The sequence below is a fragment of the Kosakonia sp. H02 genome (assembly GCA_030704225.1).
In the GTDB taxonomy this organism is placed as follows: domain Bacteria; phylum Pseudomonadota; class Gammaproteobacteria; order Enterobacterales; family Enterobacteriaceae; genus Kosakonia.
The window spans coordinates 363,884-377,359 of record CP131915.1; the positions used below are offsets into that span (position 1 = coordinate 363,884).

Here is a 13,476-nt window from a genome sequence, read left to right on the forward strand (position 1 = left end):
ATATGATCTCCATCACATATTGCACGGATTTATTTTAGAGGAACCGCCTGGATAAAATGGATTTTGATTAAGTAAAAGAAGGCGTTAGCTAATGTTGTTAAAATGAGAATCAAAGATTGAAATAATGTTTCATGTTGATTTGGAAATCATGCGTTAATTATTCCCTGCGCACGTTGCTACCACGCAGAGAATTAATGCGTTAGCGTCAGGGGTAATTCATCCGCCCATTTTGTCGCCTGGTTCATTAACTCTGAAATCGACGAGTAGGGCAAACCAATTTCATGTGCCACATCACTGGCTTCTTCCCACATCCGTTGTTCATACAGGCGTGCAAGGTGCACATACGGGTAGAGTTCACCGCGCTCTTTCTCCAGCGCGGTTGCCACTTCCGACGAGACGGAAATTTGCTCCAGTAACTCTTCCAGCGGCAGGCCGAGGATCACATCGAGCAGGGAGAAAAGCCCCACCAGGAAAGCGTCGTTGGCAACATTGTTCGAAGATGTGCGTGCTGCCACCAGTTCACAAAATTTGGCGCGGATCAGGCTCAGATAGTAGATTTCGGTATTGCCGACATGCTCAAACGAGGTCAGACAGGCAACCAGCACAAAACGGCGCATTTCGTTGATACCGAGATAAACCACAATGTCCCGTAAAGACTGGTTACGAAAACCGCTGATACCGCGCGTGTTGTATAAGATGTTTTGCGCGTAGCGCATGATTTTAAAAGAGAGTGAGACGTCGCGTTTTAACAACTCTTCAATTTTATTTAAATTCGGTGATTCAATGTTGACTTCCTGCATTAATTCCAGTGCGAAGGCGCGGTTTTGCACCAGTTTATTTCGTCGGGTGACCACCGGCTTGCTGAAAAAATAGCCCTGAAACAGATGAAAACCCATTTTTTTGAACGCGTCGAATTCGTCGTAGGTTTCAACTTTCTCAGCCAGTAAAACCGCATGGCGCAATGATTCACGGTGGGCGCGAATATAATTATCAATCTCTTCGCGTGGGGATTTCCTTATATCAAATTTGATCACATCGATATAAGGCATAAACGCATCCCACTCACTGCCGGGAGAAAAATCATCTAGCGCGATACGAAAACCCAGCGTGTGCAGCCGTTTTACGGTTTCCAGCAATGGCTTGTCTGGCTTTGCGTCTTCAAGGATTTCGATCACCACGCGATCTTTCGGCAGGGTTTCAGCCAGGCCTTCAACCAGCAGTTGGTAAGGGAAATTGACATACACCGTGCTGGGATCATTTTTACGCCCGACCGGTGCACTGAGAAATTGCTCTTCGATAAGTTGAGTGGTGGCTTGCTCGGCAGAGACATCCGGAAAACGGTTATCCATGCTGTTGCGAAAAAGGAGTTCGTAACCGACGGTGTTCAATTGGTTATCAAAGATCGCCTGTCTGGCCACAAAAGAATACATTCACCACCTCGTGCATCGCGTACTTTTTGTATAAGTTTTCCAAATATAAAGGTTAATAACACATACTGGCTATCGGAACCGTGTGCCTGGCGCTAAAAAAATCACATTTATTGCTAAAAATTCAGGACAGCAAAACAAGGTGCGCAGAAGGTGAGATTTTCGCCACCACCAGGCACTGATGGCGCTACGCTTATCAGGCCAACAAAAAACGACATTTATTTCAGGAAAAATTATGACTGAGAAAACCCGGCAACCGTTTGTGATCCTGAACTTTAATACCATCGAAATGGAAAATTTTGCGCGCCCACCGCTGTACGAATCACGGGGTGGCTCGCTAACTAAAGGCACGACTGCAAGCAAATTGGGCGCATCGATTGATATTCTGCCGCCGGGCAAACGCGCATGCCCGTTTCATTTGCATCACGCGCAGGAAGAGATGTTTATCGTGCTTAACGGGGGCGGGACGTTGCGGATAGGGGATGAAGAGCGCGCCATTCATGAGGGCGATGTGATTTGTATTCCACCGGGCAAAGCGTGGCCGCATCAGATTATCAACACCTCGGATCAACCTTTACGCTATCTCTCCATCAGTACGCAGGAAAGCCCGGAAATCTGTGAATATCCTGATGCCGATAAATTTCTGGTCAAAGCACATCATGCAGGGCGCGAAGCGTTCAGAAAGGTGGGGTTTCGCGGCGACGATGTCGATTACTGGGAAGGAGAGGCGTGAATTTTCCTGATGGCGCTGCGCTTATCAGACCTGGTGAATTTCAGGCCGGATAAGCGTCAGCGCCAGGCATGTTGTTACGGTTTCGCCGACGGCGCGGTGCTGTGCACTTCGTTCACGCGTTTACGCACGCCAAACCAGCCAGCAAACAACACCACCGCAATCAGCGGAATTGAACCGATGGTAAAAGTGCCGTTCGGGTAATCGAACGCCATTAACACCAGCACGCTGAGCAGAAACAGCAGCGTCAACCAGGAAGTAAACGGCGCACCCGGCATTTTGAAGCTCACATCCGCCACTTTGCCTTCGTGAATTGCTTTGCGCAGGCGCATCTGGCACACCACGATAAAGCCCCAGGAGGCGATAATTCCCAGCGAGGCGAGGTTCAGTACAATTTCAAATACCTGCGATGGCACCAGATAGTTCAGGAACACGCCGACAATATAGACGCAGATTGTCGCCAGAATGCCTGCGTACGGCACATGGTGGCTGCTCATTTTCGACATAAATTTCGGCGCAGAACCGCCCATCGACATTGAACGCAGAATACGACCGGTGCTGTACAGCCCGGAGTTCAGGCTGGAGAGCGCGGCGGTCAACACCACGATATTCATAATGTCACCGATATACGGCACACCCAGTTTAGAGAAAAAAGTCACAAACGGGCTTTGCCCCGCCTGGTAGGCGTTCCATGGCAGCAGCAACACCAGCAACACTACGGAGCCAACATAGAACAGACCAATACGCCAGATAACGCTGTTGATCGCTTTTGGCACCATGGTCTGCGGATCTTTACACTCCCCGGCCGCCGTACCGACCAGCTCGATCGAAGCAAAGGCAAATACCACGCCCTGGACTAACACCAGCGCGGCCATCATACCGTGCGGGAAGAAACCGCCATTATCGGTAATCAAATGGAAGCCGGTGCTGTTGCCATCCAGCGGTTTACCGGTGCCGAGGAAAACGGTCCCGACCACAAGAAAAACTACAATCGCCAGCACTTTTACCAGCGCAAACCAGAACTCCATCTCGGCAAACCACTTTACGCCTATCATGTTCATGGTGCCGACAATGGCCAGCGCACCCAGCGCGAAGACCCACTGCGGCACATCACCAAACGCGCCCCAGTAGTGCATATAGAGCGCAACGGCGGTGATATCAACAATCCCGGTCATCGCCCAGTTGATGAAATACATCCAGCCCGCCACATAGGCGGCTTTTTCACCGAGAAACTCGCGGGCATAAGAGACGAAACTGCCGCTGGAAGGGCGATGTAACACCAGTTCGCCCAGCGCGCGCAGAATAAAGAAGGAGAAAATACCGCAAACGAGATAGACGATAGCCAGTGATGGCCCCGCCATTTGCAGCCGGGCACCTGCGCCCAAAAATAAACCTGTACCGATTGCACCGCCAATGGCGATCATTTGCACCTGGCGATTACCCATCGCGCGGCTGTAGCCCTCTTCATGAGAGTTGAGCCAGCGACGTTTCGCCGCGTGATGCTCCGAGACGCTGTTGTCTGTTTTCATTGCTTTACCTGTTACCTGTCTGAACCTTGCGGAATTTCTCAAGCAGCGGCGCAAAAAAAAACCAAACGATTGCGCCGCTGGCTAAACGCTCTGTCTTTCCAGTGTTTCTACGTATGGATAAGACACAACATGGCGCAGCATCCTACCCGCAATCAGGAAATGACGCAAAACATACACACCGATCAACGCAGCACTATAAGCGGAAATTGTGAAGTCACCCGGGTTAAGCAGAATAAATGATTTGCAATGGCGAAAAATGCAACAGAAACAACCGTCGGCAATAAAAAGAACTTTATTACGGGTGCTTGCCAAATTCACAGCTCAGTTGCGTCCAGGCGCGGGCCTGCTCGCTGATACTGAAGCCGAGGCCATGACGATCAGAAACATACATCCGGCCACCGCGCAGTTCCAGTTGCTCGTTGAATAGCGGGTTCAGCCATTCAAAATGCTCCAGCCACGGTTCCAGTGGGTACGCAGCAGACAAGTGCAGATGCACCTCCATGGCAAAATGCGGGGCCAGTTTGCGGCCATGCTTCGCGGCTAAATCCATGATTTTCAGGAACGGTGAAATGCCGCCCACGCGCGGGGCGTCCGGCTGCACAAAATCGCTGGCGTTGCCCAGAATCAATTGTTCATGTTCACGGAAACTGGTGAGCATTTCGCCGGTGGCGATGGGCGTATCCAGCGCGGCGGCCAGTTGTGCATGGCCTTCCACGTCATACGCATCCAGCGGCTCTTCAATCCAGATCAGGTTAAATTTCTCCATCTGGCGACCCATGCGGATAGCGGTTTCGCGATCCCATTGCTGATTCGCATCGACCATCAGCGGAAAGTCATCGCCCAGCGCTTCGCGCACCGCGGTCAGGCGGCGGATATCCTCTTTGGTATTCGGCTGGCCGACTTTGATTTTGATCCCGCCAATGCCGTTTTCACGAGAAATGGTGACGTTTTTCAGCACCTGATCCAGCGGCGTATGCAGGAAACCGCCGGAAGTGTTGTAGCACTGCACGGAGTCGCGGTGCGCGCCGAGCAGTTTCGCCAGCGGCAAACCAGCGCGTTTGGCTTTCATATCCCACAGCGCGATATCGATAGGGGAGATGGCCTGCACCGCCATACCGCTGCGCCCGACAGATGCGCCTGCCCACAGCAATTTGGTGTAAATCTTGTCGATATCGTTCGGATCTTCGCCGAGCAGATTATCGGCAATCTCTTTGGCGTGAGCATAAATGCCCTGGCCCCCGGCGCGTTTTGAATAGCTGAAACCCACGCCTTCAAAACCATCGCGGCTGCGAATTTCCGCAAAAATGATCGCCACTTCGGTCAGCGGATTCTGGCGACCGGTCAGCACTTTGGCATCGCTGACGGGCGTGGCAAGCGGCAGAAAGGCGAGGGAGAGTTTTATCCACTCGATTCGGTCGCCGGTGTCGGCGGCAGTTTTTGCCCCTGCGGCTTTGGCATAGGTCACGGCATCGGAATTGGCACTTAAGGTCATCATCGGCTCCTGTGAAGAATATTAATGTTTGCGCTAACATTTGTAGATCCAACGACAAAAAGCGACCAGCATAAAGCGTTAAATGTGTACAGGCGATCACAAAACGAACGATCGAAACGGGATGTTTTGTTAATATCCTCACACTGTTTCACTTTAGAGATGGTTGAGGGGGTAAAAATGATAGCGATAACATTAATGTGCGGAAATGTTAGTTAACGCACTGATTTGGCAGCAAGAAGGGCAATGAATGGATTAGCGCGTATAATACAAAAACCAAAACCCATAACGATGAATACCTGATTCATTCACTGTGAGCGACCATGTCAAAACCAACTCGTTCTGTGCCACCGCGCGCGCCGACGCTTGAAGATGTTGCCCGTGCCGCAGGATTATCATCAATGACCGTAAGTCGGGCGCTTAACACACCGCAACTGGTGCGGCCGAAAACGGTGGAAAAAGTGATCGCCGCCGTTAAAGCCACCGGCTATATCCCTAACGCGTTGGCTGGCGGTTTAGCCTCGCGACGCAGCAAACTGATTGCGGTGGTGGTGCCGCAAATCAACAACAACATGTTTGTCGATACTATTCAGGCGATCAGCGATGAACTGGCGGTGCGCGGCTACCATATGCTGCTTTGTGTTGCCGGTTACACCCAACAAACGGAAGCGGAACTGGTGGCGGCGCTGTTATCCCGTCGCCCGGACGGAATTGTGCTGACGGGCATTCATCACTCGACGGATCTGAAAAAAGTGATCCTCAACGCCAACGTGCCGGTAGTGGAAATCTGGGATTTAACCCCGACGCCGCTGGATATGCTGGTGGGTTTCTCCCATGAAAAAGTGGGCCAGGCCACGGCGGAGTATCTGCTGCGTAAAGGTTATCGCCAGCCCGGTTTGCTGTGGACGGTGGATAAACGCGCGGCGCAACGTAAAGCCGGGCTGTGTGAGGTGCTGGCACGTAACGGTATCACCGAACCGTCCAGCGTTGATGTGGCGCTGCCGGCACGTTTTACCTCGGGTCGCCAGGGGTTAGCGCAACTGCTCGACGTCGGTAACGTTGATGTTGTCGTTTGCAGTTCGGACACCCTGGCGCAGGGGGCCATTATTGAGCTGCAATCCCGCGGCCTGCGCGTCCCGCAGGATGTGGCGGTGATCGGTTTTGGCGATCTCGATTTCGCCGCCGGGAACCAGCCAGCCATTACCACGGTGAGTGTCGACCGGCAGGTTATTGGCCAGCGAGCGGCCACGCTGTTGGCAGACAGAATAGAAGGCCGCGACGAGGGCGAGCAGATTATTGATATCGGCTTTCATTTTATTGAGCGGGAATCGGCGTAGTTTCTCTCCACACTGGCCTAAGCTTAGGGTTCACTCTGTTTTCGAGGTGGCCTTATGATTACCGTTTATGGCGTTCCCGGCTGGGGATCGGCAATTAGCGAAGTGATGCTGACGCTGGCAGAGATCCCGTATCAATTCACCGATGTTGATGGCTTTGACCAACCCGGCCCGCAGCAAGAGGCGCTGCGCAAACTCAATCCGCTATGCCAGGTGCCCACGCTGCAACTGGATGATGACAGCGTGATGACAGAATCCGCCGCCGTGGCGTTGATGATCCTCGACCAGCGTCCGGAGTTTGCCCCGCCAGCAGGCACGCCCGAGCGCCAGCAGTTCTGGCGGCTGCTGGTGTGGCTGGTCGCCAATGTTTACCCCACGTTTACCTATGCCGATTACCCCGAACGCTGGGCGAAAGATGCGCCGGATCAACTGCGGGAAAGCTGCACCGCGTACCGGAAAACCCTCTATTTGTGGCTGGAAAGCCAGTTGCAGGCCGCGCCTTATGCCTTTGGCGAACAATTGACGTTGCTCGATATTTACCTGTGCGTGATGCGCACCTGGGGGCCGCGTGCGGCGTGGTTCAGGGAAAATACGCCGAAGCTCTCCGCCATTGCAGACAGGGTCTGCACCTTGCCGCAGTTGCAGGCGGTGTTACACCGTAACGACATTATTTGATAAGTGGCGTCACGCTGCTGTGCTACTGTCACTACCTCTTAACACAAGGAGTTTGCTATGCCGCACATTGATATCAAATGTTTTCCCCGCGACCTGAACGATGAGCAGAAAAGCGCTCTGGCGGCGGACATCACCGAGGTGATTATTCGCCACCTGGACAGCAAAGAGAGTTCTGTCAGCGTGGCGCTGAATGAGATTGCCCCGGAAGAGTGGAAAGCGCAGGCGTGGGATACCGAAATCGCCCCGCAGATGGAAAAGCTTATCAAAAAGCCCGGCTACAGCATGTAACGCCGGTTATTCACCGGCGGTAATGCGCTTGCCGCTGGTGACAAAATTGCCGCCACCGAGGTGGTGAATCGTGTTCAGTTGATCGTCATCAAAGTGCCAGCGCCCGTCGAAAAACGCCCGCTCATCGGCAGCAGCAGAGACCACTTCGCCAAACAGCGTGTCGTACTTCTCCTGTGCGGCGGTCGGCGGCAGCAAACGGCACTCCATCCATGCCAGACACTTCTCTTCCACAACCGGTAAGCCCAGCACCGGCCCGGCAAACGCCGGAATGCCATAGCAGTTAAATTTGTCTTCATCGCGCCCGGTAATGCTGCCCGCAGCATAGCTCCAGTTAGTGGCGGCAACGCCTGGCACCACAATGCCGAACATGCCGCTGCGCTCGATAAGCTCGCGCGACCAGGTACTTTTATCCACCACAATGGCGATACGCGGCGGGGAAAATTCCACCGGCATTGACCAGGCCGCCGTCATCACATTGCGCCGGTCGATTTGCTCATCGCGGCTGGTGATCATAATGGTCGGGCCGTGGTTTAACAGGCGGCTGGCGTGTTCTAACGCCACAGGGCGGAAATGACTCATAAAGTTTCCTTTATCAAAAGTGACCGGCATCACCCGGTATGTCTGGCGACCACAATTTGCCCGCGCCCCTGTTCCTTCGCCATATACAGAGCCAGATCGGCGGCGCGCACCAGATTATCCGCTCTTGCGTGACGCGGCCAGGTTGCCAGCCCGATGGAAACCGACACCGGCCCGATATCCTGCGATTCGTACAACATCGGGTGCTTAAGCACATTATTCAGCAGCCTTTCGGCGAACATTTTCGCCCGCATCTCATCCGCATCCGGCAGGATCAGCAAGAACTCTTCGCCGCCATAGCGAAAGGCAATCCCGCTGTCACCGAGCGTATCCCCAATCACTCGCGCCAGCTCACGTAATACTTTATCGCCCGCGTCATGACCATGGAGATCGTTCAGATTTTTGAAGTAATCGACATCCAGCATCAGGCAACTGAGCAATGTGCTGTCCACCATCGCCTGGTCAATCATGCTGCGCAGGGTCTCATCCAGACTGTAGCGGTTACGCAGGCCGGTGAGAGGATCGTAGGTGGCTTTTTTGGTGAGCGTATCGCGCAGGATCTGGTTGGCTAACGCCAGCGCCAGGGTTTCCGCCAACAGTTCAAGGTAGATATACGGCGGCTCTTTGTCCGGGGTGTAGTTATCAAAAGTCAGCAGGCCGATACTTTTGTTTTGCGCATTCAGCGGTACGCAAATCGCCCGCGCGGCGATGTCCGGCAAAATATGTTCGCACGGCATATCGACCATGCCATTACCGGGGCTGTGCAATTGCCCGCGCTTCAGCGCCCAGCAACTCTCAGGCGCGAAAGGGGCGTCTTCACCCGGCGGCAGCGCCCAACGGGCGACGCATTTCATGCGGTTGCTTTGCGTATCCAGCAGATACAACCGCCCGCCCATATCGGGGATAATTTTCGGCGCAAACCGGCTAATCACCCGAACGATGGCATGATGCGTCTCACAGCCCTGCAAACGCTGCGTCATGCGCGCCAGTAACGTGCGTGTTGCCCACTCGGCATCGCGCTCATGCTCCAGCCGCTGGCGGGCGAGGCCATTTTCACGAAACACGTGGATCGCCTGCGCCATATCGCCAATTTCATCCACCTGTGCCAGCACCGGCGCTTCAACGTTGTAATCCTGCGTCGCCAGGCGGTTCACCACATCGCTGAGCGTGACCACCGGGCGCAAAATTCGGTGTTTGATAATAAAGCCGAGGACAAACAAAAATAGCAGGGCAGTCAGCCCGACCATGAATTCTGACAGCGTGCGCAGGCGCAAGGAGAGCTCGGTCGCTTCAGCAATGGCATGTTGTGTGCGCTGATCGGACAGGCTGCGAAAGTGGGCAAAGCGGTATTCCGTCTCAGAGAGCCGCTCTTCATAGCTGGCGCCGAACAGCAGGTTCATCGCTTCATCGGTTTTGCCTGCTTCCACATCCGCCAGCGCAATACGCTGCTCATCCACTAGCTGATCGAGGGTGGAAAGGCCATCGCGCAGAATAAGCAACTCTTCATCAGTTGCGCCGGTATCACGCAGGGCGGCCAGCCGGTTTTCCAGGCTGATGTCTTGTTCCGCGCGGGTTTTCCAGCTCTGAATCGTTTCCGGCAGCCTTTTAATGACGGCTTCGCGCGCCAGTTCCGTTAGCGCCCAGGCTTCTTTTTCAAGCTCATCGGTGAGCGTGTCTATCTGGCGGCTTAGCGCTACCGCCGTACGCTCATTACGTTCTGCGTTCGACGCCATAAATAACGCGACGCCGGAACTGAGCGTTAACACTACCGTGGCGATATAAGCAAAATTCGTTATCGTCGCGATCCGCACAGGAATCCCTTTTATTTATCGAGAACAGATATCTTTTCAGTGTAGACATTCCTTAAAAATCAACGCGCAATATTAGCGTCATTTCTTCGTCACAAAGCCTGCCTATAGTCAGCCGCAATCAAATCCCAAAGAGGATAACAACATGTTTGCTCCCCTGACTTCTGTTCAGGTGAGTGCGATGAACGGCTTCCTGTCGCAGGAGGGCGTTGATGGACGCATTCACTGACATCCGGCTCCAGGGCGTTTCTTACGCCTTCGGCGCGCATACCGTTCTCAGGCATATCGATTTGCATATTCAGCCCGGCACGATTATTGCGCTGCTTGGCCCGTCGGGCTGCGGCAAAAGTACTCTGCTGCGCCTGCTCGCAGGTCTGGCGCAACCGGCAGACGGCGAAATCTGGTTTGGCTCGCGCCTGGTGGCGAAAGCCGGCTGGTCGCTGCCGCCCGAAACGCGCGATATCGGCATGGTCTTCCAGGATTACGCCCTCTGGCCGCATATGAGCGTGGCGCAAAACGTCGCCTTTCCGCTGAAGATGCGCAATGTGCCGCGCGCTGAGCGCGAGCGGCGCGTGATGCAGGCGCTGGCAAGAGTCGGGCTGGCGGAGTTCGCCCAGCGTAAACCGTCCGGTTTATCCGGCGGGCAGCAGCAACGCGTAGCGCTGGCGCGGGCGATTGTCGCTGAACCCGGCGTGCTGCTGTTTGATGAGCCGCTCTCCAATCTCGATAGCGCATTGCGCGAATCTTTATGTCATGAGATGGCGCGCCTGCTGCGCCAGCTTGGTACGACCGCCGTGTATGTCACCCACGATCGCCGCGAAGCGGAAATGCTTGCCGACCGCATTGTGCATTTAGCCTCCGGCTGCGTGGAGTCTGTCCGAACCGTTACTTCATCCTCAGGGGAAACTGCATGAAAGCCTTATTGTCCGTGAAAAAAGGAGTCGCTTTAGCCATGGCGCTGTCGTCGATGATGTTCTCCAGCGCGCACGCGCTTACCGTTTACACCGCCGGGCCGGGTACGCTTGCGAAAAGTCTTGCCAGTGGCTTTGAGCGAAAAACCGGCGTCAACGTCAATATCTTCCAGGCCACCACCGGCAAAGTGATGGCGCGTCTGGAAGCCGAGCAGGCCAACCCGCAGGCGGATATTCTTATTTCCGCGTCGTGGGATACCGCCGAAGATTTACACAATCGCGGCTGGTTACTGCCGTTTACCAGCGCCAATGGCGAAAAAGTGCCGGATACGCTGAAAAGCGCCGACTATATTGCGCAGGGCATTTCGGCGCTGGGCATTGTCTGGAACAGCAAAAGCGGCACCCCGGAGCCGAAAGAGTGGCAGGATCTCACCTCTGCCGATTTTAAAGATAACGTCACTACGCCGGATCCGGCACTCTCTGGCGCGTCGCTCGATCTGCTGATCGGGCTGCAAAATGGCATGGGCGATAAAGCCTGGCAATTGTTCGATGCGCTGAAAAAGAACGGCATGGTGGTGAGCGGCCCGAACGCGCAGGCGGTTACGCCGGTGATGCAAGGGGCGAAAGCGGCGGTCTTTGGCGCGGTCGATTACGTCACTTACGGCAATATTGCCCAGGGTGAATCCCTGAAAGTCATTTTTCCGGCCAGCGGCACGGTGATCGCCCCGCGCCCGATGATGATCCTCAAAACCACGCAACACGCAGATGATGCCAAAGCCTTTATCGATTACGTGCTGTCGCCGGAAGGGCAAAAAATGGTCGCCGACGCCTGGCTGATGCCCGCCCGCACCGATGTCGAAGCCAAACGCCCGCTGTTTACCGAACTGAAAATATTGCCGACCCAAAGCAACGGCACCAGCGAGCGCGGCGAGGTTCTCAAGCGCTTCAGTGCACTTTTCGCTAACTAATCCCACTGCGGGGGCAACCCCGCTTTTCAGGACTTTCCCGTGAACCAGAATGTGATTGCACGGGTAACGACAGGGCTGCTGGTGATACTGGTGGCGCTGCCGTTGCTGTTTATTCTGTTGCAGGCGGTATTTCCGCACTTCAGCGCCGGGGCGTTTGACGGCGCATTCTCCGCCATTCCCGAACTGCTCTCTGATCCGCAGTTACCAGCCATGTTCAGCGGCACGCTGCAAATTGCCCTTGGCGTGGCGCTGATGAGCGCGGTGATTGGCTTACCTCTGGGCGTGGCGCGTGGGCTATTTGATTTGCCGTGCCCGAAGCTGTGGGATCTGCTGTTTCTTATTCCGTTTCTGACGCCGCCTTATATCGCCGCGTTATCGTGGATGCTGGTGCTGCAAACCCAGGGCTACCTGATGCAACTCACCGGGCTGGATCTCAACAATTTGTTATTCAGCAAAAGCGGCATTGTGCTGGTGATGACGCTGAACATTTTTCCGGTGGTGTACTTTGCCGTGTCGCGCAGTTTACTTGCCAGTGGGCAGCGGCTGGCGCAGGTGGCGCGGGTACACGGCGCCACGCCGTGGCGCGCCTTTTATCACATAACATTGCCGCTGTTGTCACCGGCGCTGGCGGCAGGCATGTTGCTGGCTTTTACGCTGGCGATAGAAGAGTACGGCGTACCTGCCGCGCTCGGTGCGCGATCCGGCGTGGTGATGTTGACCGTCGGCATTGAAGAAAAACTCGCCGACTGGCCCATCGATCTGCCTGGCGCCTCGATGCTGTCGGTGGTGCTGATTGCTATTGCCCTCGTGGGCTGGGGCTTACAGCGTAAGCTCACCGGCAACAAAGAGGTAACCAGCGTGACGGGCAAACCGACGGAGCACATCGGCGCGAAACTCGGTGTCTTTGCCGTGCCGGTCCTGCTGGTGATGGCGATTGTCGGTTTTCTGGCAGTGCTGTTGCCGGGGTTTTCAATGGTCATCACCGGGTTCAGTTCAACGCTTTCCGGCGGGCTGTCGCTGGAGAACCTCACCGTCAAACATTTCGTGGCGCTGTTTGCAACGCGGGGCGATGCGCTCCCGGCGCTCGGCACCAGTTTATCGCTGGCGTTAGCGGCGTCGCTGGTTACCGGTTTACTGGGTTTGTGCGCTGCCTGGCTGGTGGTGATGCAAAAGATAAAAGGGCGCAACATGATTGATGCGCTGTCGCTGATGCCTGCGGCACTGCCCGGCGTCGTGGTGGGCGTGGGGCTTATTCTGCTGTGGAACCGCGCGTTCTGGCCGGTTTCGCCCTATAACACGTGGGCGATTTTGCTGCTCTCTTACTGTTGCCTGTTGTTACCGTGGCCGGTGCGCTATATCGGCAGCGCGATGCGCCAGCTCGGCGGCAACCTTGAACCTGCCGCGCGGGTGCACGGAGCCAGTGCGTTTCAGGCGCTGCGTTTAATTGTGCTGCCGCTAATTTTCCCGGCGATGCTGGCCGCGATGTTAATGGTGTTCGCCATTGCCTCGCGCGAACTGGTGACCTCGCTGCTGCTGTCGCCCGCCGGGACGCAAACTGTGGCGGTGTTTATCTGGCGGCAGTTTGAACAGGGATCTGTCGGCCAGGGCATGGCAATGGCGACGTTAACGCTGGTAACCGGCCTGGTGTTGATGTTAACGGCGCTGGGGATTATGCAACGCAGCACGAAGGGATAAGGATCCTACTTCCTAAGAGTTAATAGAATCCGAAGATAGCGACTAT

12 protein-coding genes are annotated in these 13,476 nt (G+C 55.0%); 7 read left to right on the plus strand and 5 right to left on the minus strand.

Features of this window, described 5'->3' with window-relative positions; all coding sequences use genetic code 11:
- Window positions 1-191 precede the first annotated feature (191 nt).
- The gene (locus Q5705_01825; protein WLI77326.1) at window positions 192-1,430 is read right to left on the minus strand and encodes an EAL domain-containing protein; all 1,239 of its coding nucleotides are present in this window, start codon (window positions 1,428-1,430) and stop codon (window positions 192-194) included.
- A gap of 232 nt (window positions 1,431-1,662) precedes the next feature.
- Between Q5705_01825 and Q5705_01830 the strand changes: the two genes are divergently transcribed.
- Complete coding sequence (locus tag Q5705_01830) at window positions 1,663-2,160, plus strand: cupin domain-containing protein (protein ID WLI77327.1); 498 nt, start codon at window positions 1,663-1,665, stop codon at window positions 2,158-2,160.
- Window positions 2,161-2,234: 74 nt separating this feature from the next.
- Here Q5705_01830 and ansP read toward each other — a convergent pair whose 3' ends face one another.
- A complete protein-coding gene (ansP, locus tag Q5705_01835) occupies window positions 2,235-3,686 on the minus strand; it encodes an L-asparagine permease (GenBank protein ID WLI77328.1) in 1,452 nt (483 codons plus the stop codon).
- Window positions 3,687-3,981: 295 nt separating this feature from the next.
- On the minus strand, window positions 3,982-5,178 hold the full coding sequence (locus Q5705_01840) for an L-talarate/galactarate dehydratase (GenBank protein ID WLI78946.1): 1,197 nt from the start codon (window positions 5,176-5,178) through the stop codon (window positions 3,982-3,984).
- Window positions 5,179-5,498: 320 nt separating this feature from the next.
- Here Q5705_01840 and Q5705_01845 point away from each other — a divergent pair, with 320 nt between their 5' ends.
- From Q5705_01845 to pptA, 3 genes are read left to right on the plus strand one after another with little or no spacing between them, the layout of a single operon-like run.
- Window positions 5,499-6,512, plus strand: coding sequence for a LacI family DNA-binding transcriptional regulator (locus Q5705_01845; protein WLI77329.1), 1,014 nt, complete (start codon window positions 5,499-5,501; stop codon window positions 6,510-6,512).
- 54 nt (window positions 6,513-6,566) lie between these two features.
- Window positions 6,567-7,184 carry a glutathione S-transferase family protein gene (locus Q5705_01850; GenBank protein WLI77330.1) on the plus strand — a complete coding sequence of 206 codons (618 nt, stop codon included), beginning with the start codon at window positions 6,567-6,569 and terminating at the stop codon, window positions 7,182-7,184.
- Window positions 7,185-7,241: 57 nt separating this feature from the next.
- On the plus strand, window positions 7,242-7,472 hold the full coding sequence (gene pptA / locus Q5705_01855) for a tautomerase PptA (GenBank protein ID WLI77331.1): 231 nt from the start codon (window positions 7,242-7,244) through the stop codon (window positions 7,470-7,472).
- A gap of 6 nt (window positions 7,473-7,478) precedes the next feature.
- On the opposite strand, the gene Q5705_01860 is transcribed toward pptA, so the two are convergent.
- Both Q5705_01860 and Q5705_01865 read right to left on the minus strand, forming a co-directional pair.
- On the minus strand, window positions 7,479-8,051 hold the full coding sequence (locus tag Q5705_01860) for a flavin reductase family protein (protein WLI77332.1): 573 nt from the start codon (window positions 8,049-8,051) through the stop codon (window positions 7,479-7,481).
- A 29-nt stretch (window positions 8,052-8,080) separates the two neighbouring features.
- Window positions 8,081-9,859, minus strand: coding sequence for a diguanylate cyclase (locus tag Q5705_01865; protein ID WLI77333.1), 1,779 nt, complete (start codon window positions 9,857-9,859; stop codon window positions 8,081-8,083).
- 209 nt (window positions 9,860-10,068) lie between these two features.
- On the opposite strand from Q5705_01865, the gene Q5705_01870 reads away from it, so the two are divergent.
- Genes Q5705_01870 through Q5705_01880 form a run of 3 tightly spaced genes read left to right on the plus strand, consistent with a single transcriptional unit; the run spans window position 10,069 to window position 13,430 of the window.
- A complete protein-coding gene (locus Q5705_01870) occupies window positions 10,069-10,770 on the plus strand; it encodes an ABC transporter ATP-binding protein (protein ID WLI77334.1) in 702 nt (233 codons plus the stop codon).
- Entirely contained in the window at window positions 10,767-11,735 is a 969-nt protein-coding gene (locus Q5705_01875; protein ID WLI77335.1) for an ABC transporter substrate-binding protein, read from the plus strand. The genes Q5705_01870 and Q5705_01875 overlap by 4 nt, the downstream gene beginning before the upstream one ends.
- A gap of 39 nt (window positions 11,736-11,774) precedes the next feature.
- Window positions 11,775-13,430: an iron ABC transporter permease gene (locus Q5705_01880; GenBank protein WLI77336.1), complete on the plus strand. Its 1,656-nt coding sequence runs from the start codon at window positions 11,775-11,777 to the stop codon at window positions 13,428-13,430.
- Window positions 13,431-13,476 lie beyond the last annotated feature (46 nt).

What these genes read in the sequence shown, in the direction of transcription:
- Q5705_01825 (WLI77326.1), bottom strand. Translation starts at nt 1,430, where the DNA reads ATGTATTCTTTTGTGGCCAGACAGGCGATCTTTGATAACCAATTGAAC.
- Q5705_01830 (WLI77327.1), top strand. Translation starts at nt 1,663, where the DNA reads ATGACTGAGAAAACCCGGCAACCGTTTGTGATCCTGAACTTTAATACC.
- ansP (WLI77328.1), bottom strand. Translation starts at nt 3,686, where the DNA reads ATGAAAACAGACAACAGCGTCTCGGAGCATCACGCGGCGAAACGTCGC.
- Q5705_01840 (WLI78946.1), bottom strand. Translation starts at nt 5,178, where the DNA reads ATGACCTTAAGTGCCAATTCCGATGCCGTGACCTATGCCAAAGCCGCA.
- Q5705_01845 (WLI77329.1), top strand. Translation starts at nt 5,499, where the DNA reads ATGTCAAAACCAACTCGTTCTGTGCCACCGCGCGCGCCGACGCTTGAA.
- Q5705_01850 (WLI77330.1), top strand. Translation starts at nt 6,567, where the DNA reads ATGATTACCGTTTATGGCGTTCCCGGCTGGGGATCGGCAATTAGCGAA.
- pptA (WLI77331.1), top strand. Translation starts at nt 7,242, where the DNA reads ATGCCGCACATTGATATCAAATGTTTTCCCCGCGACCTGAACGATGAG.
- Q5705_01860 (WLI77332.1), bottom strand. Translation starts at nt 8,051, where the DNA reads ATGAGTCATTTCCGCCCTGTGGCGTTAGAACACGCCAGCCGCCTGTTA.
- Q5705_01870 (WLI77334.1), top strand. Translation starts at nt 10,069, where the DNA reads ATGGACGCATTCACTGACATCCGGCTCCAGGGCGTTTCTTACGCCTTC.
- Q5705_01875 (WLI77335.1), top strand. Translation starts at nt 10,767, where the DNA reads ATGAAAGCCTTATTGTCCGTGAAAAAAGGAGTCGCTTTAGCCATGGCG.